The sequence below is a fragment of the Motilibacter deserti genome, assembly GCF_011250635.1.
In the GTDB taxonomy this organism is placed as follows: Bacteria; Actinomycetota; Actinomycetes; order Motilibacterales; family Motilibacteraceae; genus Motilibacter_A; species Motilibacter_A deserti.
Window position 1 is genome coordinate 80,231 of sequence record NZ_JAANNP010000005.1, and the last position, 21,527, is coordinate 101,757.

Genomic DNA, 21,527 nt, shown 5'->3' on the forward strand with positions numbered 1-21,527 from the left:
GCCGGGGCCGGCGTCGCCATGCACGAGCCGCTCACGACGAGCAGGAGGGGAGCACCACATGCGTACGTCGCCCGCCCGTCCGCTGCTCGCGGTGGGGCTGAGCCTCGCCGGCGCGGTGGCCGCGCTCGCCGCGGTCGTCGGCACCCCCGCGCAGGCCGACGTACGCATCACGCTGCCGCCGATCGGCTGGAACCACGGCACGGGCCAGCCGGGCACGACGACCCCCGCGCCGGCGTGCGACCCGCGCCAGCACGGCTACCAGGCCCAGGGCTCGCCCGGTGTCACGCCCGCAGCCGGCGCACTGGTCGTCACGTGGAAGCACATGAGGGACCCCGACGTGACGGCGTACCGCGTCGCCGCGGTGCCCAAGCGGCTGCGGACCGGCGCCCAGCCCGCAGTCAGGTGGACGACGGTGAAGCCGCCGAGCAGCTGCTACGCCACGATGAAGGTGACGATCCGCGGCCTCGACCGGAAGGCCCCGTACGACGTCTGGCTCGACGTCGTCGTCAAGCGGACCACCCCCGGGGTCGGCGGGACGCGCGACCTGAACCTGGGCCGTTCGGGTGTTGTCTGGACCCGGTGAGGCCTGACTCCTCAGATTCGCGTGCGCGCTGTCGATGGCGGCGGCATGGACCAGACCTCCTCCATCAACGCTGCCGGCTCGGGCGCTGCCGAGGTGCTCGAGCTCCGGCGTGCCCTCAGCGCGCTGCAGACGAAGGCGACTCAGCTGCTGGCGGCGCTTCCCAGTGACGCCGAGGCGACCGCCCCGACCAAGCCCGGGCTCTATCTCTAGGCGTGCTTCCGTACTCGTGCTTCCGGTGTCCGCGGCGCTGCTCCGACCGGGTGGACACCGGCGCGGAAGCGTCAGCCGCCCGGCCAGCGGACCGATGAGGAGGCATGGACGGAATCTCCTCGGTCGACGCGAACCCCGGCGCCGCTCAGGTGCTCATGCTGCGACGCGTGCTGGACTCTCGCCAGGACGCGGCGGCTCAACTGCTCGCCGTGCTGCCGGAGCTGCCGCCGGCCGTCGCGCCGCAGCGCCCGGGCCTCTACCTCTGAGCAGGGCGTGACGCGCGCTCGGCCCTGACGGACGCCGGTCAGGAGCGGCCCGCCTCGGCCGCTCCGCCGAGCGCTGTCGGCAGCTCGGCCCGGGTGCTGATGCCGAGCTTCTGGTACGCCCGGTTGAGGTGGTTCTCGACCGTGCGCGGCGACAGCACGAGCTGCGCGGCGATGTCACCGCTGCGCAGGCCTTTCGCCGCGAGCAGGGCGATCTCGCGCTCGCGTCCGGTGAGGGCGGTCATCGCGGGAGTGTCGGCGAGGGCCGGTGTGGCCGCACCAGCGGTGGTCGCAGCCCACGTGTCGGCGAGCCGCCGGCACGCGCCCGCTCGCCGCGAGTCGCGGGCGCGCGCGTAGGCCGCCGCCGCCAGGGTGGCGGCCTCGCGGGCGAGCAGGCACGCGCCGAGTGCGCCGAGCCGATCGGCGCACCGCTGCAGACCGGCCCCCTTGCCCGCGGCCGCGGCTGAGGCGAAGTCTGCTTCCGCCGTCACGAGGGGGGACCCCAGCGCGCGGGAGAGCTCGCCGAGGCGTGGTGCCGCTGCGCCGGCGTCCCCGATCCGCGCGAGGTCGGTCAGCAGCAGGATCTCGGCGGCGTGCAGCCCGGCCTCGCGCGCGCGGCCGGCTGCCGCGGCGAGGACGGAGCGCCCACCGGCGAGGTCGCTACCGGCGACGGCGGCCCACGCTCGCCCGCGCTCGACGAGGTCCAGCTCGAGCAGCACCCACTCGCCCCGCTCGGCAGCGTCGAGCTCGGCGACCGCGTCGGCGGCGACGTCCGGCTGGCCGAGCTGGCCGGCGGCCAACGCGATGCCACCGAGGCACCAGCGCAGCGCGGCGGGGTCGTGGAGCTTGCGGTTGGTGGCCGCTCCCTGCCGGGCCACGGCGAGCCCCTCGCCGAGACTGCCCTGCGCCAGCAGCGCCCACATCAGCACCAGGGAGCCGGTGGCCTGGAGCTCCTCGTCGTTGGTGGCGGCGGTCACCCGGACGAGCTCGCGGGCGTGGCCCACGGCTTCTGCAGCCCGCCCGGTGGCGGCCAGGGCGAGCACCCGCGGCACGAGCTGCACCTCGGCGGGCATGTGGCTCGCCCCGCTGACGCGGTGGGACCGCTCACCCGCCTCGCTCACGGCGATGGCCTCGGCGAAGCGGCCCTGCATCCACAGCGCGAGCGCAGCGGGGTAGGAGCTGCGGGCGAAGTCCGGGGAGGACTCGTCGAGGAGCGGCTCGAGCGTGCGGGAGGCGAGCGCGGGACGACCCGCGAAGACGTGCTCGAAGGCGAGGCGCTGCACCAGCAGGGCTCGGGTCTTGGGCTCGGAGATCGTCGGCAGTGCTCGCTCGACGGCCGCGACGGCGTCGGCGTAGCGGCCCAGCTGGTTGGACAGCAGGTAGGCCTGGCCGTTGATGACGCGCACCCGCTGCTCGTCGTCGACGGCCAGCGGGAGGAGCGTCTCGAACAGCTCCAGCGCCTCGTCGCGCCGGCCCTGCTTGAACATCGACTCCGCGAGCCGGATCCCGGCGGGAACGCCGGCGCCCGCCTCCCACGCGGCCGCCGCGACGCGCTCGGTGACCGTCCAGTCCAGGCCGACCGTCGCCTCCTCGGCGGCGCGCGCCAGCACGGCCGCCTCGCCGGGAAGCCCCGCGTCGAGCTGCCAGAGGGCCAGCCGGAGCGCGTCTCCGCGGCGGCGGAGCCGGCCGTCGGCGAGCGAGTCCGCGAGGACGCGGCGTACGCGCCGGGCGCGCAGGGCGGGCAGCCGGGCCCGCGCGACCTCGCCGAAGAGCGGGTGGGCCAGCCGGACCTCGTGCCGCCGGCCGTCCACGTGCAGCTCGACCAGCCCAGCCTCCTCGAGCTGCTCGAGCGCCTGCTCCCCGGTCTCGGCCTCGAGCCACGAGAGGCCGAGCGAGCCGCCGACGGCGAGCAGGTTGACGGCCGACTGGGCGCGCGTGTCCAGTCGGTCGAAGCGGGCGGCGAGCAGCTCGACGAGGGCGGCGGGGGCCGGCGGCGGGCCCGACAGGCGCCATACTCCGCCCGCCTCCGTGAGCAGGCCGGCCGCGGTCGAGCTGCGGATCAGCTCGTGCAGATAGAGCGCGTTGCCCCGGCTCAGCTCCGCGAGGACGTGGGCGGCCCGGACGTCGACGGGGCCGCCGAGCGTGGCCGCAGCCAGCTGGCCGACGTCGGCCTCGGCGAGCACGGACACGTCCAGCCGGTGCACCCAGGCGTAGCGCGTCAGGGCCGACACGGCGTCGGGCGCCGGCGCCCCGGAGCGGACGGTGGCGACCACCGGCAGCTCCCGGTCGGCCACGACCTGCTGGAGCAGCGCGGCCGATGCGTCGTCCAGCAGGTGGGCGTCGTCCACGACGAGGACAGCCTGCGCCGTGCGGCCTCGCTCGGCCAGCCGCTGGCGCGCCGCGCGCAACAGATCTAGCGAGCCGCCGGCGCCCTCGAGGTCGCCGGTGAGCACTCCGGCGAAGGCGCCCAGCGGGATGGTGCGGGCCGCCTCGCTGCCGACCGCGAGCAGCGGCTCCGCCCGGTCGCCGAGCGAGCGGCAGGCCTCCTGGGCCAGCCGGGTCTTGCCCACGCCGGGGTCGCCGCTGAGCAGGACGGCCTCCGCCGGGCGGCGCCGCAGGGCTGCGGCCACGGCGCTCAGCTCGGCCTCTCTGCCGACGAGCGGGCTCTGCTGCACGGCGCTCAGTCTCGGCAATCAGGCGAGGGGCACGCAACCGGCGGGGAGCGTCAGACGAAGACGAGCCCGGCCGGCAGGGCGGCCCCGGACGGGACGCCCGGCGCGGGCACCGGCGGCCCCTGCGTCGTCCGCAGGGGCACGACCCCTGCCCAGTAGGGCAGCGTCAGGTCGGCCTCGTCGTCCGCCACGCCGCCGGCGCGCTGCTTCAGGCTGGCTTCCTCGATGTCCAGCGCGAGGACTGCGGTGGCGGCGAGCTCCTTCGCGTCGGCGGGGCGGCACTCGCGCGACCGGCCGGGCGAGACCGCCTCGAGCAGCGCGTCGAACGCCGCCCGCTTGGAGGCCTCGTCCTTCATCAGGCTCAGTGTGCCGTGCACGACAGCACACCTGAAGTTCACCGAATGATGCATCGCTGAACGCGCAAGCACGAGTCCGTCGACCGTCGTCACGGTGAAGCCCGCCGCGATGCCCGTCCCGCGCGCGGCGAGAGCCGCCGCTCCGCCGGTGGACCCGTGCAGGAGGAGGCGGTCGCCGTCCCGGGCGTACAGCATCGGCAGCGCCTGCGGGGCCCCGCGCGCCACCCACGCGAGGTGCCCGAGGTATTCGCTGTCCAGGAAGCCGTAGAGCGCCGTGCCGTCGTGGGTGACCCGGTCACGCAACCGCGTCGCGGAGCTGCGTGCGCCCGCGAGACCTGTGCTAGTACATTGTGTCGTCACACCTAGGACGATAGGAGCGTGGCATGGGCGCTGTCGAGGGGTTTGCCGAGGCGTCGGCCATCTCCGGGCGGACTGCCGCGGCGATCGCCGACAGCATCGAGGCCGGCGTACGGGGTGGGCAGCTGCCTGCCGGAGGCCGGCTTCCCGCCATCAGGGCACTCGCGGCACACCTCGGCGTGAACCCGAACACCGTCTCGGCGGCCTATCGCCTCGGGCGCGAGCGCGGGCTGCTCGAGGCCGCCGGCCGGTCAGGTACGCGGGTGCTGGCCCGCCCCGCCACCGCCCCCCGTGGGCAGGTCGGCCCCGACCTCCCGCCCGGGGTGCTCGACCTGTCGCGGGGGGAGCCGGACGGCGCGCTGCTGCCGCCGCTCGAGCTGCCCGCCTCCCGGCCGGCACGCAACTACTCCGACGCGGCCGGCGCTCCGGTCCAGGCCGACCTGGCCCGGGTGGCCCGAACCGCGCTGGATGGCGCCGGCGTGCCGGCCGAGCACGTCACGTGCACGTCGGGGGCGCTGGACGCGATCGAGCGGACGCTCCTGGCACACCTGCGGCCGGGCGACCGGGTGGCCGTGGAGGACCCGGGCTGGCCGAGCCTGCTCGACCTGCTGGCGGCGACCGGGCTCGTGGCCGACCCGGTCGCCGTCGACGACGAGGGGCCGCGCGCCGAGGGGCTGACGGCTGCGCTGCGCCGTGGTGCGCGCGCCGTGGTGGTGACGGCCCGCGCGCAGAACCCGACCGGGGCCGCGATCTCCCCGGCGCGGGCGCAGCTGCTGCGCCAGGTGCTCGCAGCGGCGCCGGGCGCGCTCGTGGTGGAGGACGACCACGGGGCCGGCATCACCGGCGCGGCGCTGCAGACGCTGGCCGGCGCGACGGATGCCTGGGCGCACGTGCGGTCGGCCTCGAAGGCCAGTGGGCCCGACCTGCGGTGCGCCGTGCTGGCAGGCGATGCGACGACCGTCGCGCGGGTGACCGGACGGTTGCGGCTGGGGCCCGGCTGGGTCAGCCACCTGCTGCAGGAGGCGACCGCGCGGGCCTGGGGTGCGCCCGGCTTCGGCAGCGCGACGGCGGTGTACGACGCGCGCCGGCAGGCGCTGCTCGACGAGCTGGCGGCACGCGGCGTGGGTGCGGCTGGCCGCACCGGGCTCAACGTCTGGGTCCCGGTGCCCGACGAGGCGGCCGTCGTGAGCGGGCTGCTCGCCCGCGGGGTCGCGGCCGCCCCCGGCAGCCGCTTCCGCCTCTCCGCGGCGCCGGGGGTGCGGCTGACATCGGCCGCGCTCGCCGTCGAGGACGCGCCCGGGGTGGCGGCAGCGGTGGCGGAGGTGCTGCGCCCCCGGGCGTACCTCGGGGTCTGACGTCAGCGCGAGTAGTGCTCGACGACGAGCTGCTCCTCGCAGACCACGGGGACCTCGGCGCGCTCGGGCATGCGCAGCAGCCGGGCCTCGAGGTCGGCGAGGCGCACCTCGAGGTAGGGAGCGGTCCGCTCGCTGGCGTGGGCGCCGGCAGCGGCCACGGCGAACGGCTGCTTCGCGCGGCTGCGCTCCGCGATGGACACGACGTCGCCGGGGCGTACGCGGAACGAAGGCTTGTCCACCCGGCGGCCGTTGACGACGACATGCCGGTGCGTCACGGTCTGACGCGCCTGGTAGATCGTGCGGGCGAAGCCGGAGCGGAGCACGACCGCGTCGAGGCGGGTCTCCAGGTCGGCGACCAGCGCCTCGCCGGTCTTCTGGCCCACCACCTTGGACGCCTTGTCGAAGGCGTTGCGCAGCTGCTTCTCGCTGATGTCGTACTGCGCGCGCAGCCGCTGCTTCTCCAGCAGCCGCACCTTGTAGTCCGACGTCTGCTTGCGGCCGCGGCCGTGCTGGCCGGGCGGGTAGGGGCGGGCCTCGAAGTACTTCACGCACTTGGGCGTGAGCGGGATCCCCAGGGCGCGGCTGCGCTTGACCTTCGGGCGGGACGTGTTCATGCTCCTCCTCATCGACTAAGGCAAGGCTAACCTATCCGTGATGAAGGAGCTGCTCGTGCCGATCTCTGCTGCTGCCGCCGGCTCGCCCACCGGAAGGCCCCGCCTGTCCGCCCCCGAGCGCGTGCGCTCGGTCGTGCAGGCCGCCGGCTCCGTGACCCTGGTCACCGGCACGCACCGGGCGCACCTCGAGGGGCTCCACGCGGTCGCCCCCGACGGCGGGCTGCTCCTCGCGCTTCCCGAGGACTCCACCATCGCCGCCGAGGCGGCGCAGGAGGGCGGGCTGCCGGCGCACGTGGAGCTGACCGACGTGGCGCCGGTAGCGGTCAAGGACCGGGTGCGCGCCCGCGTCCTGCTCGCGGGCTGGCTCGAGACCGAGGACGTGCTGGACGACGCGCCGCAGTGGCGGCTCACCCCGGTCGAGGTCACCCTCGAGGAGGAGGGGCGGCGGGTCGAGCTCGACGGCGAGGACTACGCCGCAGCCAGCCCGGACCCGCTGTGCTGCCTCGAGGCCGAGCTGGTCTCCCACCTCGACAGCGCCCACGGCGCCGAGCTCGACGCGCTCCTGCACGCCTGCCCGCCCGCGCTGGACGGCGGCCGCCGGACCCGCCCCCTGCGGCTGGACCGGCACGGCCTCACCCTGCGGGTCGAGCGGCTAGCCGGCTCGTGCGACGTGCGGGTCCCGTTCCCGCGACCGGTCCGCGACGTGGAGGAGGCGGGCGCCGCCCTCCGCGCGCTCACCGCCGCTGCGCTCGCGGCCCGGCTCGACCGTCCCGACGCCTGAGCCGGGACCAGGGCCCCGCTGCGCCCCCTCGCGGGCCGCGCACCCCCTGCGCCTCAGCCGGCGACCACCCGGACCGTCTCCATCGACGGGTCCGCGGCGTCCGGGATGAGCATCCCGGCCTTCGCCCCCGAGACCAGGTAGTCGATAGCCTCGGCCGTGATGAGCTCGCCGGGAGCGAGGACGGGCACTCCCGGCGGGTAGGGGGACACCATCTCCGCGGCGACCCGCCCGACCGCCCGCTCCGCGGGCACCTGCTCGACGGGCCCGAAGAACGCGTCCCTCGGCAGCATCACGGTCTCCAGCTCGAGGGCTCCGGCAGAAGGCAGCTGCGCCTGCGGCTGGGGCGAGATGCGGTTCCGGTCGCGTACGAGCCGCTGGAAGCCCTCCACGAGGGCCTGGACCGTTGCGTCGTCGTCCCCGTGCGTGATGCGGGCGCTGACCCGGCACTGGTCCATGGACCCGAGGTCGAGGTGGTACTCGGCGCGCATCCAGTCCGCAGCCTGGTAGCCGGAGATGCCGAGGCCGCGGACGTCGACGGTGACCGCGAGCGGGTCGATGTCGAACGCGCCCTGCGGCCGGACGACGTCGCGCCCCATCAGCGCCAGATGCGGGATCGAGCCGATCTGCGCGCGGGCGCGCTCGGCGCGGCGCAGCGCGCCGCCCAGCAGCTCGCTGCCCTGCTCGGCCATCTGCCGCCGCCAGCCGTCGAGCGAGGCGTAGACCAGGTTGGAGGAGCTCGTCGTGCCGAGCAGGTCCTCGCGCTGCTTCAGCACCGTCGGGTCGATCCGGTCGCCCTGCAGGTGGAAGACCGAGCTCTGCTCGACCGCCGAGCCCATCTTGTGCACGCTCGTGACGACGAGGTCGGCCCCCGCGTTCATGCCCCAGGCGGGGAGCCCCTCGTGGAACGGCAGGTGCGCCCCCCACGCCTCGTCCACGATCAGCGCCACGTCGTGCTCGCGGCAGACCTCGGCCACGCCGGCAATGTCCGCGCACGTGCCCCAGTCAGTAGGCGTGATGAGCAGCATGCCCTTGGCGTCGGGGTTCGCCTGCAACGCACGGCGGACGTCCTCCGGCTCCGGCGGGTGCGCGAGCGCCAGGTCCTCGTCCCAGTGCGGGTGGACCCACACCGGCCGGGTGCCGTTCACGATGACGCCCGCGATCACTGACTTGTGGGCGTTCCGGGAGATGAGCAGCTTCTCGCCCGGCCCAGCGACGGCCAGCATCGCGGTCTTGACCGACAGCGAGCTGCCGCACGTGGAGAAGAACGCGACGTCGGCCCCTACAGCGTCGGCCATGAGCTCCTCGGCCTGCGTCAGGACCCCCTGGGACTCGCGGCGGTCGTCCAGCCCGTTGAGGGTGAGGACGTCCGAGCTGAAGACGCCTTCGCCCATCACCTCGAGCACGCGCGGGTCCACCCCGCGGCCCTGCTTGTGCCCCGGGGGCCCGAAGACGAGGTCGCCTCGACGGCGGAACTCCTGCAACGCCTCGAGCACCGGCACTCGCGACTGGTCCACGACCCGCTCCTTGCACGCTTCGGAAGCTGTTCGACGGTCCAACCTGCCCTGTCGTCGCCGGGCTACGCACGTCGAGCGCCCGGCCCGTTCGGCGTGGGCAAGGCCCTGCCCGGGGATGCTGGCGACACCACTCCCGCCAGCGACGCCGAGGAGCATCAGGTGACGACGCTCGCCCCGCTGCCGGACGCCGTGCCGGAGCGCCCTGCTGCCGCCGTCACGGTCGGCGTCGAGGAGGAGTACCACCTCGTCGACGCCGAGACGCTCGCGCTGCGCGACTCCGCCGAGCTCAACGACGCGGCGCTGCACGGCCGCATGGGCCCGCAGATCCAGGCTGAGATCGCGACGACGCAGCTCGAGACCGCGACGGCGGTCTGCCGCACGGCCGGGGAGCTGCGGCAGCAGATCGTCCACGTACGCACGGAGGCCGCCGCTGCGGCGGCGACCGCCGGGAGCGCCCTGCTCGTGGCGTCGACGCACCCGTTCGCGACGTGGGACCAGCAGCGGCTGACGGCGCGCCCGCGCTACATCGAGCTCTTCGAGCGCTGGGGCCTGCTCGCGCTGCAGCAGGTCATCTGCGGCTGCCACGTCCACGTCTCCGTGCCCGACCTGGACACCGCCGTGGCGGTCATGGACCGCGCCAGGGCGTACCTGCCGACCGTGCTCGCGATGACCGGGAGCTCACCGTTCCACGAGGGCACCGACACCGGCTACGACAGCTACCGCACCCAGTGGTTCGCCCGGTGGCCGATCACCGGTCCCACCGAGCCGCTCGGCAGCGGCACGGCGTACCTCGAGCTCGTGGAAGGGCTGCGGCGTGCGGGCGTGATCGAGGACTCCTCGAGCCTCTACTGGGACGTCCGGCCATCGGCGAAGTACCCGACGGTTGAGTTCCGGGTGGGCGACGTCTGCACCGAGGTCGACGACGTGGTCCTGCACGCGGTGCTGCTCCGGTCGCTCACCCGCGTCCTTGCGGCGCAGGCCGAACGGGGCGTGCCGGCCCCGGAGATACGTCCGGAGCTGCTGCGTGCAGCGCGCTGGCGGGCAGCCCGGCACGGGCTGTCGGAGTCGCTCTTCGACGTCCTGCAGGGCGACCTCGTGCCGGCGCCGGTGGCCGTCGAGCGGCTGCTCGCCCTGCTGCGGCATGACCTGCAGGACGCGGGGGAGTGGCAGGAGGCGAGCGAGCTGACCACCCGGCTGCTCGCCCGCGGCACCTCCGCCCAGCGCCAGCGGGCGGTCCTGCAGCGCACCGGTGACCTGCGCGCGGTCGCCGCCTCCGTGGTCCTGCGCGCCGGCTCCGCCTAGCCCCGAGCACTGATCGAGCAGACGACACGGGAGCGGCACATGGCACAGGACGTCGACCGGGTCCGCGACTGGGTGCGCGACCAGGAGCAGGACCTGCTCGCGCACCTCATCGGCTGGGTACGCCTGCGGCCGGTGGCTGCCGAGGAGGAGCACGCGGTCGACCTGGAGCGGTCGGCGAACTGGCTCGCCGGAGTCCTCCGGGAGACCGGCTTCCCCACGGTCGAGCTGTGGCGCTCCGGCGGTCCGCCGGCGGTCTTCGCCGAGTGGCGCGCCGAGCCGGGCGCACCGACCGTCCTGGTCTACAGCCACCATGACGTGCGCGCGGCGAAGGACGACACGTGGACGGAGTGCCCGCCGTTCGAGCCGGCGTTGCGCGACGGGCGGCTCTACGGGCGCGGCGCCTCCGACGCCAAGGGCCAGGTCCTCTGCCACGTCTGGGCGCTCCGGGCCCACCTTGCGGCCACGGGGCGCGACCGCCCGGCGGTCAACGTCCAGTTGCTGGTCGAGGGGGAGGAGGAGGCCTCCTCGCCCCATCTGGCCGCGCTGCTCGAGCAGCAGCGGGACCGGCTCGACCCGGACTTCGTGATCGTCTCGGACACGATGTTGTGGGCGGCGCACGCTCCTGCCGTCTGCGTCGGGGTGCGCGGCATGCTCGAGGCCCATCTCGAGGTGATGGGCCCGCGGACCGACATCCATGCCGGAGCCGTGTCGGGGGTCGTCCCCAACCCGATCGTCGAGCTCTCCGCCCTCCTGGCCCAGCTGCGGGACGAGCGCGGGCGCGTCACGCTGCCCGGGTTCTACGACGACGTCGCGGACGCCTCTCCCGAGGAGCGGGAGCAGCTCGCGCAGCTGCCGCAGGACGAGGACGAGTGGCTCGAGCGCACGGGTGGGCGGAGCGTCGTCGGCGAGGCCGGCTACACCCTGGCCGAGCGGCTCTACGTCCGGCCGTCCGTCGACGTGACCGCGTTCCTCGCCGGCGACCCGACGGGCGCGTCGCGCGGAGCGGTCCCGTCCATGGCGGCGGCCGACGTGAAGTTCCTGCTGGTGCCCGACCAGACCGTCGAGCGCGTCGCCGAGCAGGTCCGCCGCTGGGTGGACGAGCGCATCAGCCCGCACGTCGCGTACGAACTCACGCTCAGCGAGGAGCTCGGCCAGCAGCCGTACGTGACCCCACGCCACCACCCGGCCCTGGCCGTCCTGCGCGCCGCCATGGAGCAGGGGTTCGAGCAGCCCGTGGGGCACATGCGCAACGCCGGCGGCGCGCCCGCCGCCCTCCTCGCGAGCACGCTCGGCACGCCGGTGCTCTTCTTCGGCACGGGCCTGCCGGAGGACCGTTGGCACGACAGCAACGAGAGCGTGCTCGTGGACGTGCTGTTGAAGGGCGTCGTGTCGATGGCGGTCTTCTGGGAGGAGCTGGCCGCGAGGGGGACGGGCTGACGTGGGAGGCTGCTTGGAGCCGCCCGCTAGTCCAGCCGCGACTCCAGCCGTGCCTTGACCGTCGGCCACTCGTCCCGGAGCACGCTGAAGACGACCGTGTCGCGGAAGGTGCCGTCCTCGCGCCGCATGTCGCGGCGCAGCACGCCCTCGCGCACGGCGCCCAGCCGGGCGATCGCCGACTGCGAGCGCGTGTTGAGGGCGTCGGTCTGGATCTTCACCCGGCCGTAGCCGCACTCCTCGAAGCAGTGCTGCAGCAGCAGGAGCTTGCACTCGGGGTTGACCTGGCTGCCCCACCACCGCCGGCCGTAGAGCGTCGAGCCGACGTGGATGCTCTCGTTGAGCACGTGCGGCTCGAGCAGCGAGGTGGTCCCCACCAGCTCGCCGCGCCGCCCGAGCGCGCTGCCCCCGACGAGCCGGACCGCGTACGCCATCCGCCCGCCGCCGCTCCCGTCCAGCCGGCCCTGGCCGCCGAGGAACCGCTCCCGGGCCAGCAGCACGCTGTCGTCGGCGGAGGACGGGCGCCGGTGCATGACGTAGCCGTCGGCGTAGATACCTGGGTCGGCCAGGAGGAGCCCCACCTCGGGAAGGTCGGCCTCCGTGAGTGGTTGGAGCCGGACGTAGCGACCCGTCAGCTCCTGCCCGTCGGGAAGGCGGGCGCCGCTCATCGCTCGACCGGAAGCGAATGCGTGCTATGCGATGCGTGCATCAGCCTTCGTGACCGACGTGGTCGACCGGCGGAGGCGCGATGTCTCCCGGCCGGCCGCCCTTCGGGACGATGTCGAACGTCGCCATCATCCCGAGGTCGGAGTGAAGCACGATGTGGCAGTGGAAGACGGACCGTCCGATGAAGTCCCGGATCGGCATGCGGAACGTGATGCTGCCGCCGTTCGGGGTGACGGGGTAGGTGTCCTCGTAGCTCTGCCGCTCGACCGGCTGCCCGTTGACGTGGGTGAGCTGGAACGGGTTGACGTGGATGTGGAACGGGTGGAGCAGGACGCTGTTGTTCACGATCGTCCACTCCTCGATCGTGTCCAGCTCCATGGTGATGTCGCAGCGGTCGGGGTCGAAGACCTTGCCGTTGATGGTGAAGCCGCCGGTCATCGAGAAGACGACCTCGCGCTTCGTGTCGACCTTGGCCTGACGCAGGTCCTCGAACGGGCGGAAGAACGGCGTGGTGCTGCCCGGGAGCACCACCTTGTCGCGGCGGGTCACGATGGTGGCGACGTCGTGGTCGGGGGTGAAGAACCCGGCGCCCATGTTGTAGGGGAGGGCGCGCAGCCGGTACGTCCCGGGCGCGGCGGCCTTGACCAGCACGTCCGCGCGCTGGCCCGGGGTGAGCGAGAGCGTGTCGATGGGCACGGGCTTGGCGAAGGGGTGCCCGTCGGCGCCCACCTGGACCATCGAGTGGCCCTCGAGCTGCAGGTGGAAGGCGGGGTCGGGCGAGGCGTTGACGATCCGCCACCGCTCCGTCTGGCCGGTCGACATCTCGAGCGCGGGGACGCGCTGGCCGTTGATGTGAGCCACGGTCTTGCGCACCAGGGTGGCGGTGAACGGCACGAGGCTGCCGGCAGCGTCGAACTCGGGGCTCTGCAGCACGAGCACGCGCTCGGGGATCCGCTTGGTCAGGACGTTGTCCTCGGCGGGGTCCCGCACGATCAGCGCCCCGGCCATGCCGCCGAACAGCTGCAGCACGCCGTTGCCGTGCGGGTGGGGGTGGTACCAGTTGACGCCGCAGAAGTGGTCGTGCGGGATCTCGAACTCGAAGTCGAAGGTCTCGCCGGGCGCGATGTGCAGCAGCACGTTGTCGGCACGCCCCTGCGGGGAGATGTGCAGACCGTGCGTGTGCAGGTTGGTCGACTCGTCGAGGTTGTTGACGAGCTTGATGCGCAGCGTGTCGCCGGGGTAGACCACCAGCGTCGGCCCCGGGACCCTGCCGTTGTAGGTGTAGGTCGTGACCGGCTTGCCCGCCACGATCGTCTGCTTCTTCTCGCAGACGAGGGTGACCTCGAGCAGGCCGTTGCTGCTGCGCAGGACCTCGGGCTGGGTCAGCGGGTTGCTGACCGCTGCCTCGACGTCGGCCGCGAAGGGGTCCGTCAAGAGCCAGGTCGCCGCGGTGGCGACACCGAGCCCGAGCAGGGCACGGCGGGACATCGGAAGCCGGTCGACCTGGTGCTCGCCCATGAGCATGCCTTTCGATCTGCGCGCCCGTCTTTGGGTCGCCACTGACAAAAGTTCTGTGGCCCGTGCAGTATCACCATCAAGAGGCGGCCGGGCAAGCAAGATCACAGGATTGCCGTCACCCGGTCGCGCTTCGCGTCCGTCCCGGGCGGGCACCTGTGTCAACGTCGCTCGGCAGGGCTTCATTCCTGCTGGGCGTGGGGCGCAACTGATGCGTAAGCCACTGATGCATCTGAGGTGGGACCCGCTGGCGTGCTCCGGTGCGCACGCGTCACCCTCGTTCGCCGCCGACGCGCGCGCCTGCGAAGGTGGACGAGGAAGGTGTCCCGCCGCAGGCGGGGCCGGGTTGTGGAAGAGGGTTGCAGGATGCAGGGCAGCGTGCGGTGGTTCAACGCGGACAAGGGCTTCGGCTTCATCACCCCTGACGACGGCGGCGAGGACGTCTTCGTCCACTTCTCCGCCATCGCCGACGAAGGAGGGTTCCGCACCCTGGACGAGGGCCAGCGCGTCGAGTTCGACGCGGCCCCCACCGACCGCGGCCTGCACGCCTCGAACGTCCGCCCCCAGGGCGGCCGGCCCGCCGGCCGCGGGGACACCCGGCGCGACGTCCGGGACGAGCCGCGGCGGGACACGCGCGACTACCGCGATCAGCCGCGACGTGACGGACGGGACAGCCGGGAGAGCGGCCGGGGCTTCCGGGACCAGCCGCGTTCGGACTTCGGGCGCGGACGGGACCGCGGCTCCTCCGGCGGCGGGGGCCGAGGCGGCGTCGTCACCGGGACCGTGCACTGGTTCGACGGCGAGAAGGGCTACGGCTTCATCACCCCCGACGACGTCTTCGTCCACTTCTCGGCGATCCGCAGCGGCGGGTTCCGCTCGCTCGACGAGGGCCAGCGCGTGGAGTTCGTCGTGACCGAGGGCGAGCGCGGCCTGCAGGCCGAGGAGGTCAGCGTCTTGGACGAGCGGCCGGCCCGCCGCGAGCGGCGTGAGGACGACCGCTGGGGCCGTGACCGTGACGCGGCGCCTCGCACCCGGGAGCCGCGGCGCCCGGTCGAGCGCAACCCCGCCAACGACGTCCCGGGCGGCCTCGTGCAGGGCACGGTGCAGTGGTTCAACGGGCAGAAGGGGTTCGGCTTCATCACCCCGGACGACGGGGGAGAGGACGTGTTCGTGCACTTCTCCGAGATCGACGACGCGTCCGGATTCCGGTCCCTGGAGGAAGGGCAGCGCGTCGAGTTCGGGCGCACGTCCGGCGAGCGGGGGCTGCAGGCCGTCGACGTCCGCCCCGTGGGCTGATCGGCCGCGAGGGCCCCTGGCATGCCGGCGGGCCGCAGCGAGCGGGAGGGGCGGCCCTGTCGGGGCCGCCCCTCCCGCCCGTTCGGCCGCTACGCGTCGGCGGCGTGCTCGGGCAGCGGCCCGACGAGCGCCGACCGGCCTGCGTGCCAGGCGGCCAGGACGTGGTCCGACAGCCGCGCGTCGAGCAGGTTCGCCGCCTGCATGCCGAAAACCACCGCCTCGGCCATCGCCGGGTCGCCGGCGACGAGCGGCGCGAGGATCCCGTGCCGCACCACCTGCTCGTGCACGGCGTCCGCCTCGACGTGCTCGGCGTAGAACCCGATCGTCGCCGGGCCGCAGCCGAGCCGTTCGGCTGCGCGGACGAGCCGGTCCGAGCCGGGCGACGACGTGAGCTCCACCACGGCGAACTGCCCGACCAGGGCGCCGCGCAGCGCACGGTGCAGCCCGCTCATGGACATGAAGTTGACTTCGGCGATCACCGGCGCCGGCGCCACGTCGACGTAGGCGCCGTAGCGGTCGGAGAGGCCGAGCTCGCGCATCATGTCCGCGAAGAGCTGCGCGTGCATGCGCTCGCCCCGCCCGGCGCCGTACTCGTCGTGCTCGACGGACACCAGCGCGGCCTTCGCCTCGCCCTCCAGCCGCGGGATCACCCACGCCTGCGGGTCGGCCTCCTTGAGGTGGTAGAGCGAGCGGAGCGCGATGTACTCGCGGAACTGCCAGAGCTCCCCGCGCCGACGCAGGTGGCGGGAGACGCCGGGGGCGTCCACGTGCTCGACCAGCAGGGGCTCGATCTCAGCGGCCACGTCGCCGCCGCCCGGGACCTCTGCCCGCAGCGCGGCGAGGAAGGCCGCCTCGAGCCGGCGGCGCAGCCCGAGCAGGGCCGGGTCCCACTCGAGGTCGTCGTCCACCCCGGCGAAGCCGCGGTAGTGCAGCTCGTAGCAGACGTAGAGCGCGAGCTGGAGGTCGTCGCCGAACGGGTCGGCGCCCTCGACGTCCAGCTCGTCCGGAAGGGGGCCGCCGCGCAGCGCCGCGAGGACCGCGGCCGACAGCGGGCCGCGCGCCAGGGGCAGCGCCGGAGCCGAGAGCGCGGGGGCGGTGGGGGTGGTCGTCATCGTTCCTCCTCACGGGCGGACCGGACACGGCGCCGGTGGCTCGTGTCGCAGAAGGGGTAGCGGCGGCTGTTGCCGCACACGCAGAGCGCCGTCACCGGCCGCTCGGACACGGCCTTGCGCCCGTCGGGCAGCTCGACCTCCACCGGTCCCTCGACCAGGATCGGGCCGTCCGCGGTGACCACCACCCGGTGGGGGAGCGCCTCAGGCGGCACGCTCGGCACCTGCCGCTGCCTCGGCCCCCGCCGGCCGGCGGACGTCCACCTCGACGAGCGCCGGGCGCCGGGCCTCGATGACGACGAGCTCCTCGTGCTGCTGGCCCGGCTCCACCAGCCCGCGGGCTGCGAGCATGTCGGCGCGCTTGCGCATCACCGGCCCGAACGGCTCGAGAGCGCGCTGCACGACGGACGCCTCGAGCCCGGCCTGCTTAAGCCGCTCGACCGTGAGCCGCTCGTCCGCGAGCGCGGAGTGGGTGAGCAGGAGCACCCCGTCCTCGGCCAGCACGTCGCCCACGTCCGCGCAGATGCGGTCGAGCACCGCGCGCCCGTCGCGGCCCGCGTCCCAGCACCGCCCCTGCCGGTGACGGGGCAGCTCGTCGCTCGCCGCGGGGACGTACGGCGGGTTCGCGAGCACGAGCCCGAACCGCTCCCCGCGGACGGGCGCGAACAGGTCGCCCTGCCGGACCGTGATCGGAGCCCGGTTGAGCCTGCTGTTGAGTCGGGCGGTCATGACCGAGCGCAGGGACAGGTCGACCGCGGTGACGGCGGCCGCCCCCGCCTTGGCGGCTGCCAGCGCCAGCGCTCCGCCCCCGGTGCCGACGTCGAGGACCCGTCGCCCGGTGGCGAGGTCACGGCGCCGCAGGGTCTCCGCGAGGAGCCTGGTGTCGCCCTGTGCTGGATAGGTGCCCGGTAGGCGCAGCAATATCACGATTGAGAAGTCTCCTGGCTCCGAGTCGTTTCCGCTCGCCGGAGCTTCTGCCCACCTCGACGCGGCTCAACAGCCCCCGTACCCAGAAGATCATCGAGGTGGGCGGTCCACCGTCGCGTCAGCGCCCCGGCGGGAGCGGGAGCGGGTCGACGCTCTGGTCGTCGTCGGTCAGGTCTATGCCGAAGTCGGACGCGAACACGTTGTGCGTCTCGACCAGCGCGCCGTCCACGCGCTCGTCGAGGGTGAACACCCGCGCGCCGCGCAGGCGGTGGTTCGCGGCTCCGCCGAGGCCGTACGTGCCGAAGCCCGTCCCGGGCCCGTAGCCGAGCAGGACGCCGTAGTAGTTGCCGACGTAGGTGTTGACGTGGTCGTGGCCGCAGAAGACGCCCTTGACGTCGCCGCGGTGCTGGATCGCCGAGAACATGCCGGAGTTGAACGGTCCCGGGCACTCCTCCTCGTTGCGCTCTCCGACGATGGAGTGCTTCTGCACCGCGCGCTGGTGGTCGGCGTCGGTGCGGCTGTCGACCGAGGCGTACCACATGAAGCGGTGCTCCCAGAGCGGGATGTGGATGAACATCAGGCCGGGCACCTTGCGGCCGTGGCGCTTCTCCAGCTGGGCCGACTCCTCGAGGTACCAGCCGATCTGGTCGCCGCGCAGCCAGTCCCAGTCGGGGTAGCCCCCGAAGTCCTGCCCCGCGATGGTGTCCGGCGCGTAGCGGCCGCTGTCCAGCATCCACACGTTGAACGCCGGCGCGATGCCCTGCGAGTCGTCGATGAGCAGGCTCATGTTGCCCGTGCCCGTGATGTCGCGGGCGCCCTTGTCGTTGACGTTCCAGCGGTAGCCGCGGAAGAAGTCGAGCATGGCGGGCTCGTCGAAGCCGGTGCGGCCGGTCGAGTCCTCGTCGTGGTTGCCGAACGTCGCCGCCCACGGGATCTGCCGGCTCTCCATCGGCTGGATCACGTTGTTGAGCGCCTGCTTCATCTCCGACGTCGTGCGCGGCCCGCCGTTGATGTTGTCGCCCACGAGGACGACGAGGTCGGGCTGCTCGGAGTCGAGCACCCGGCCCATGAGCTCGAGCGTCCGCCGGTCGGTCCGGGCGTCGTCCTGCGTGTCGTTGAACTCGACGATCTTGAACCTGCCGTCGGCGTCGAACCGCAGCCGTTTGGGTGCCCGCTCCTGCTTCGCCTCGGCCGCTGCCGGGAAGCCCGTGCCCATCGCCAGGGCGAGGGCGCCGGCGCCTCCCGCCCGGATGAGGCTCCTGCGGTCGATGCCGCGCTCGGTCGTGCCGTCCATGGTGGCCCTTCCTCGAGGTCTTCGGGGTCGGGCCATCACGCTGGGTGAGAAGCGTGAGCGCAACGTGAACCCGGGTCAGCGCCCGGGGGAAGCCGGGGTGACGGGCGCCCTGCACCGGGGGCTCACGTCCGGGCAGGGTCGTGCAGGCGCGGGGCCAGGCCGATGCCCGAGTGCACCATCATCTGCAGCCGATTGCGCGCACTGTGATTCAGCCCCGAGGCGTCGGCCTCGCGGGCGCCGGCGAGCGGTGCCCGGCTGCGTCAGTCCCCGTCGTCGGCGCCGCCGTGTCCGCCGTCGGCCCAGGCGGGCACGAGGCCGCCGGTGAAGAAGGCGGGGACGGCCGCCACCGGCACGCCGGCCACCCATGTCGCCGCCGGAGGACGGGCGTCGCGCAGCAGCTGCTCGAGCGGGACCGCGTAGGGGGAGCGCTCCATGCCCTCAGGATGCCCCTGCGGGTGATCGTCAGTCCAGTACGCCCCGGGCACGAATGTGGGGATGGCCCGGAGTGCTCTGCGGCCGAGCCGGCCACCGGGCGGCGTGCGAGGCGGAGGTGCCCCGCAGGTGGACCGGGAACGCCGGCGCCCGAGCCGACGTCACCGTCCCAACAAGAGGCGTTGCGCCCGCCGTCCTCCTGGCACTGAACGCGATCGTCGTGGTGAACGGCTCGATGCCGTCGCGGCTCGGCGGGATGCACTTCCTTGGGTGTGCGTTCACGTCGCATTAACAATTCTCGGTCCACCAGCGCAAATCTCGACATTGGCTGCGAGTAGCCCTAGCCTGACGCCGCGTGTGCTGCGTGGTGCGAGCCACCACGCGCCCCGCACACGGACGACGTGAACTTCGGCTTTCGGAGGGGCAGTGGGCACGATCACCACCGCGGACGGCACGGAGATCTTCTACAAGGACTGGGGGAGCGGGCAGCCCATCGTCTTCAGCCACGGCTGGCCGCTCTCGGCCGACGACTGGGATGCCCAGCTGCTGTTCTTCCTCGGCCACGGCTACCGCGTCATCGCGCACGACCGGCGGGGGCACGGCCGTTCCTCGCAGACCAGCGATGGCCACGACATGGACCACTACGCCGCCGACCTCGCGGCCCTCACCGAGCAGCTGGACCTGCGCGAGGCCATCCACGTCGGGCACTCCACCGGTGGCGGCGAGGTCGCGCACTACGTCGCTCAGCACGGTGAGGACCGCGTCGCGCGCGCGGTCCTCATCAGCGCCGTGCCGCCGATCATGGTGCAGACGGAGAGCAACCCCGGTGGCCTGCCGAAGAGCTTCTTCGACGACCTGCAGGCGCAGCTGGCCGCAAACCGGTCGGGCTTCTACCGCGAGCTGGCGGCGGGGCCGTTCTACGGCTTCAACCGCCCCGGCGTCGAGTCCTCGGAGGCCATCATCCAGAACTGGTGGCGCCAGGGGATGATGGGCGGGGCGAAGGCCCACTACGACGGCATCGTCGCCTTCTCCCAGACCGACTTCACCGATGACCTGAAGAAGATCACGGTGCCGACGCTGGTCATGCACGGCGACGACGACCAGATCGTCCCGTACGCGGACTCGGCGCCGCTGTCCGCGGAGCTCCTGCAGAACGGCACGCTCAAGACCTACGCCGGGTTCCCGCACGGCATGCCGACGACGCAGGCCGACACCATCAACGCCGACCTGTTGGCCTGGCTGCAGTCCTGACGCCGTCGTCCCTGCCGGGCTCGTCGACAGTTGGCGTCAGCGGTTGCTCCGGCAGCCGCTGACGCCAACTGCTGCGCTCACGGTCCTCGCGTCCCGCCGCGGGTAGGCCAGGGGCGTGGACACACGCACGCTGCTGCTCGGTGACTGGAGCCCGGTCGTACGCGACGGCATCGACCTGCTCCGGATCGGGATCCTCGCCGGCGCCGCCGGGTTCGCCCTCGCTGGCGATTGGGGCGCAGCGGCGGTCCTCGGGGTCCTCGGGGCGCTGACCCTGCTGGCGCGCGCCCTCAACCTGCCCCGGGTCTACGACCTGTGCTTCACGGCCGCGATGGCCCTGCAGGGCTACGGGGAGGCGTTCGCCGTCTACGACAGGCTCGTCCGCTTCGACGACCTGGTGCACTTCACGCTCCCGCTGCTCACCGCCCCCGTGGCCTACATCGCCCTCGCCCGGGCCGAGGTCGTACCGGACCCCAAGGACGAGACGCGGCTCCCGCACTACGTGGGCATCTTCGTCGTGACGCTCGCGCTCGGGACAGCGCTCGGCGCCGTGTGGGAGATCGTCGAGTGGCGCTCGGACGCCTGGCTGGGCTCGGACCTCTCGATCAGCAACGACGACACCGTCGGAGACCTGGTACGCGACACGGCCGGATCACTGGTCGGAGCGGCGCTGCTCGTGGTCTGGGCCCGATGGGGCTGGGGGTCCGTCCGGCGCGTGCCCGGGGTCAACACGCACGAGGACGTGGACGCGTGAGAGCGCCGAGCTTCCTCAGCCGCGGCCCAGCACGCAGAACTCGTGGCCCTGCGGGTCGGCCATGACCGTCCACGGCACCGAGCCCTGGCCGACGTCGAGGCGGCTCGCGCCGAGTGCCTCGAGGCGGGCCACCTCCGCGTCCTTCGCCTCGACGGGATCCGGCACCAGGTCGATGTGGATCCGGCTCCAGGCACCGTGCAGATGGGACGTGCGCAGCAGCTCGAGGTAGGGCCCGACGCCCAGGGGAGACCGCAGCAGGGCGCGGTCGTCGCTCACCTCGAGCAGGCGCCAGTCCAGCGCCTCGTGCCAGAACCCGGCCATGGCGCGCGGGTCGGGGCAGTCGACGACCACGGCGGCGATCGGCCCGGTGTCGCGGTGGGCGTCCGCCGGCTCGCGCACGCAGAACAGGTTGCCCTCGGGGTCCGCGAGGACGGTCCAGGGGAGGCCCGCGGAGTCGGCCGGTGTGGCACCGAGCTCCCTCAGGCGGGCGACGAGCTCGGCGTGGTGTGCGGTCGAGGTGGACGCCAGCTCGAGGTGTACGCGGTCGCGTACGGCCTCCGGGTCGGGCACGGCCACGAGGTCGATGCACACGGCGGTGGGGTCGGGCCAGGAGAGCCCGACGGGCTCGAGGTTGGTCACGCCCGGCCCTTCGCTCGAGCTCTCCCAGCCGAGAGCCTCGGCCCAGAACCGCCCGAGCGCCGCGTCGTCGCGCGCCTTGATGTTCACCTGCACGAGCTGCAGAGCCATGACGCGGAGCCTATTGCTGTTGGGTGCGGGCTGGTCGAACGCGACCGGCCCGAGCCTGGATAAGGCTCGGGCCGGTCGTCTCTGGCGCGAGGAGTGTC

At 73.7% G+C, this 21,527-nt stretch carries 22 protein-coding genes; 10 read left to right on the forward strand and 12 right to left on the reverse strand.

Going from position 1 to position 21,527, the window contains the following annotated elements:
• The first annotated feature begins 58 nt into the window (after positions 1–58).
• The 3 genes from G9H71_RS10945 to G9H71_RS10955 all read left to right on the forward strand — a co-directional run bounded on the left by G9H71_RS10945 (position 59) and on the right by G9H71_RS10955 (position 1,059).
• The gene (locus G9H71_RS10945; RefSeq protein ID WP_166281672.1) at positions 59–583 is read left to right on the forward strand and encodes a hypothetical protein; all 525 of its coding nucleotides are present in this window, start codon (positions 59–61) and stop codon (positions 581–583) included.
• Positions 584–628: 45 nt separating this feature from the next.
• Positions 629–793 (forward strand): hypothetical protein, encoded by a 165-nt coding sequence (locus G9H71_RS10950; protein WP_166281674.1) that lies wholly within the window; start codon positions 629–631, stop codon positions 791–793.
• A gap of 104 nt (positions 794–897) precedes the next feature.
• Positions 898–1,059, forward strand: coding sequence for a hypothetical protein (locus tag G9H71_RS10955; RefSeq protein ID WP_166281676.1), 162 nt, complete (start codon positions 898–900; stop codon positions 1,057–1,059).
• Between the two features lie 38 nt (positions 1,060–1,097).
• On the opposite strand, the gene G9H71_RS10960 is transcribed toward G9H71_RS10955, so the two are convergent.
• Together G9H71_RS10960 and G9H71_RS10965 are read right to left on the reverse strand one after the other, a co-directional pair.
• Complete coding sequence (locus G9H71_RS10960) at positions 1,098–3,731, reverse strand: AAA family ATPase (protein WP_166281678.1); 2,634 nt, start codon at positions 3,729–3,731, stop codon at positions 1,098–1,100.
• Between the two features lie 50 nt (positions 3,732–3,781).
• Entirely contained in the window at positions 3,782–4,387 is a 606-nt protein-coding gene (locus G9H71_RS10965; RefSeq protein ID WP_196791971.1) for a pyridoxamine 5'-phosphate oxidase family protein, read from the reverse strand.
• An 80-nt stretch (positions 4,388–4,467) separates the two neighbouring features.
• Between G9H71_RS10965 and G9H71_RS10970 the strand changes: the two genes are divergently transcribed.
• Positions 4,468–5,796 carry an aminotransferase class I/II-fold pyridoxal phosphate-dependent enzyme gene (locus tag G9H71_RS10970; RefSeq protein WP_166281682.1) on the forward strand — a complete coding sequence of 443 codons (1,329 nt, stop codon included), beginning with the start codon at positions 4,468–4,470 and terminating at the stop codon, positions 5,794–5,796.
• 2 nt (positions 5,797–5,798) lie between these two features.
• Here the strand turns inward: G9H71_RS10970 and rpsD are convergent, their stop codons facing one another.
• Positions 5,799–6,410 carry a 30S ribosomal protein S4 gene (gene rpsD / locus G9H71_RS10975; RefSeq protein WP_166281684.1) on the reverse strand — a complete coding sequence of 204 codons (612 nt, stop codon included), beginning with the start codon at positions 6,408–6,410 and terminating at the stop codon, positions 5,799–5,801.
• A gap of 40 nt (positions 6,411–6,450) precedes the next feature.
• Here rpsD and G9H71_RS10980 point away from each other — a divergent pair, with 40 nt between their 5' ends.
• Positions 6,451–7,191, forward strand: coding sequence for a DUF2470 domain-containing protein (locus G9H71_RS10980; protein ID WP_166281686.1), 741 nt, complete (start codon positions 6,451–6,453; stop codon positions 7,189–7,191).
• A 53-nt stretch (positions 7,192–7,244) separates the two neighbouring features.
• Here G9H71_RS10980 and G9H71_RS10985 read toward each other — a convergent pair whose 3' ends face one another.
• Positions 7,245–8,705, reverse strand: a complete 1,461-nt coding sequence (locus G9H71_RS10985) for an aminotransferase class I/II-fold pyridoxal phosphate-dependent enzyme (protein ID WP_166281688.1) — start codon at positions 8,703–8,705, stop codon at positions 7,245–7,247.
• A gap of 159 nt (positions 8,706–8,864) precedes the next feature.
• Here G9H71_RS10985 and G9H71_RS10990 point away from each other — a divergent pair, with 159 nt between their 5' ends.
• Both G9H71_RS10990 and G9H71_RS10995 read left to right on the forward strand, forming a co-directional pair.
• A complete protein-coding gene (locus G9H71_RS10990; protein WP_166281690.1) occupies positions 8,865–10,007 on the forward strand; it encodes a carboxylate-amine ligase in 1,143 nt (380 codons plus the stop codon).
• A 39-nt stretch (positions 10,008–10,046) separates the two neighbouring features.
• Positions 10,047–11,444: a M20/M25/M40 family metallo-hydrolase gene (locus tag G9H71_RS10995; protein ID WP_166281692.1), complete on the forward strand. Its 1,398-nt coding sequence runs from the start codon at positions 10,047–10,049 to the stop codon at positions 11,442–11,444.
• A 26-nt stretch (positions 11,445–11,470) separates the two neighbouring features.
• Here the strand turns inward: G9H71_RS10995 and G9H71_RS11000 are convergent, their stop codons facing one another.
• Entirely contained in the window at positions 11,471–12,109 is a 639-nt protein-coding gene (locus tag G9H71_RS11000; protein ID WP_166281694.1) for a GNAT family N-acetyltransferase, read from the reverse strand.
• A gap of 40 nt (positions 12,110–12,149) precedes the next feature.
• Entirely contained in the window at positions 12,150–13,625 is a 1,476-nt protein-coding gene (locus G9H71_RS11005) for a multicopper oxidase family protein (RefSeq protein ID WP_166281696.1), read from the reverse strand.
• 363 nt (positions 13,626–13,988) lie between these two features.
• Here G9H71_RS11005 and G9H71_RS25520 point away from each other — a divergent pair, with 363 nt between their 5' ends.
• Complete coding sequence (locus G9H71_RS25520) at positions 13,989–14,918, forward strand: cold-shock protein (protein WP_407939729.1); 930 nt, start codon at positions 13,989–13,991, stop codon at positions 14,916–14,918.
• Between the two features lie 89 nt (positions 14,919–15,007).
• Here the strand turns inward: G9H71_RS25520 and G9H71_RS11025 are convergent, their stop codons facing one another.
• The 5 genes from G9H71_RS11025 to G9H71_RS11045 all read right to left on the reverse strand — a co-directional run bounded on the left by G9H71_RS11025 (position 15,008) and on the right by G9H71_RS11045 (position 18,682).
• Positions 15,008–16,030 (reverse strand): iron-containing redox enzyme family protein, encoded by a 1,023-nt coding sequence (locus tag G9H71_RS11025; protein WP_166281698.1) that lies wholly within the window; start codon positions 16,028–16,030, stop codon positions 15,008–15,010.
• On the reverse strand, positions 16,027–16,242 hold the full coding sequence (locus G9H71_RS11030) for a CDGSH iron-sulfur domain-containing protein (protein WP_166281700.1): 216 nt from the start codon (positions 16,240–16,242) through the stop codon (positions 16,027–16,029). Before G9H71_RS11030 ends, G9H71_RS11025 begins: the two co-directional genes overlap by 4 nt.
• Entirely contained in the window at positions 16,232–16,945 is a 714-nt protein-coding gene (locus G9H71_RS11035) for a HemK2/MTQ2 family protein methyltransferase (RefSeq protein WP_166281836.1), read from the reverse strand. Before G9H71_RS11035 ends, G9H71_RS11030 begins: the two co-directional genes overlap by 11 nt.
• Before the next feature lie 127 nt (positions 16,946–17,072).
• Entirely contained in the window at positions 17,073–18,248 is a 1,176-nt protein-coding gene (locus tag G9H71_RS11040) for a metallophosphoesterase family protein (protein ID WP_166281702.1), read from the reverse strand.
• 260 nt (positions 18,249–18,508) lie between these two features.
• A complete protein-coding gene (locus G9H71_RS11045; protein WP_166281704.1) occupies positions 18,509–18,682 on the reverse strand; it encodes a hypothetical protein in 174 nt (57 codons plus the stop codon).
• A gap of 424 nt (positions 18,683–19,106) precedes the next feature.
• Between G9H71_RS11045 and G9H71_RS11050 the strand changes: the two genes are divergently transcribed.
• Positions 19,107–19,931 (forward strand): alpha/beta fold hydrolase, encoded by an 825-nt coding sequence (locus tag G9H71_RS11050; RefSeq protein ID WP_166281706.1) that lies wholly within the window; start codon positions 19,107–19,109, stop codon positions 19,929–19,931.
• 115 nt (positions 19,932–20,046) lie between these two features.
• The gene (locus G9H71_RS11055) at positions 20,047–20,682 is read left to right on the forward strand and encodes a hypothetical protein (protein WP_166281708.1); all 636 of its coding nucleotides are present in this window, start codon (positions 20,047–20,049) and stop codon (positions 20,680–20,682) included.
• A gap of 15 nt (positions 20,683–20,697) precedes the next feature.
• Here the strand turns inward: G9H71_RS11055 and G9H71_RS11060 are convergent, their stop codons facing one another.
• Positions 20,698–21,429 carry a VOC family protein gene (locus tag G9H71_RS11060; RefSeq protein WP_166281710.1) on the reverse strand — a complete coding sequence of 244 codons (732 nt, stop codon included), beginning with the start codon at positions 21,427–21,429 and terminating at the stop codon, positions 20,698–20,700.
• Positions 21,430–21,527: the final 98 nt, after the last annotated feature.

Bases quoted from the DNA above. Each gene is read 5' to 3' on its own strand.
- G9H71_RS10945 (WP_166281672.1), top strand. From the start codon at position 59: ATGCGTACGTCGCCCGCCCGTCCGCTGCTCGCGGTGGGGCTGAGCCTC.
- G9H71_RS10950 (WP_166281674.1), top strand. From the start codon at position 629: ATGGACCAGACCTCCTCCATCAACGCTGCCGGCTCGGGCGCTGCCGAG.
- G9H71_RS10955 (WP_166281676.1), top strand. From the start codon at position 898: ATGGACGGAATCTCCTCGGTCGACGCGAACCCCGGCGCCGCTCAGGTG.
- G9H71_RS10970 (WP_166281682.1), top strand. From the start codon at position 4,468: ATGGGCGCTGTCGAGGGGTTTGCCGAGGCGTCGGCCATCTCCGGGCGG.
- rpsD (WP_166281684.1), bottom strand. From the start codon at position 6,410: ATGAACACGTCCCGCCCGAAGGTCAAGCGCAGCCGCGCCCTGGGGATC.
- G9H71_RS10980 (WP_166281686.1), top strand. From the start codon at position 6,451: ATGAAGGAGCTGCTCGTGCCGATCTCTGCTGCTGCCGCCGGCTCGCCC.
- G9H71_RS10995 (WP_166281692.1), top strand. From the start codon at position 10,047: ATGGCACAGGACGTCGACCGGGTCCGCGACTGGGTGCGCGACCAGGAG.
- G9H71_RS11000 (WP_166281694.1), bottom strand. From the start codon at position 12,109: ATGAGCGGCGCCCGCCTTCCCGACGGGCAGGAGCTGACGGGTCGCTAC.
- G9H71_RS11005 (WP_166281696.1), bottom strand. From the start codon at position 13,625: ATGGGCGAGCACCAGGTCGACCGGCTTCCGATGTCCCGCCGTGCCCTG.
- G9H71_RS25520 (WP_407939729.1), top strand. From the start codon at position 13,989: ATGCAGGGCAGCGTGCGGTGGTTCAACGCGGACAAGGGCTTCGGCTTC.
- G9H71_RS11025 (WP_166281698.1), bottom strand. From the start codon at position 16,030: ATGACGACCACCCCCACCGCCCCCGCGCTCTCGGCTCCGGCGCTGCCC.
- G9H71_RS11040 (WP_166281702.1), bottom strand. From the start codon at position 18,248: ATGGACGGCACGACCGAGCGCGGCATCGACCGCAGGAGCCTCATCCGG.
- G9H71_RS11045 (WP_166281704.1), bottom strand. From the start codon at position 18,682: ATGGAGCGCTCCCCCTACGCGGTCCCGCTCGAGCAGCTGCTGCGCGAC.
- G9H71_RS11060 (WP_166281710.1), bottom strand. From the start codon at position 21,429: ATGGCTCTGCAGCTCGTGCAGGTGAACATCAAGGCGCGCGACGACGCG.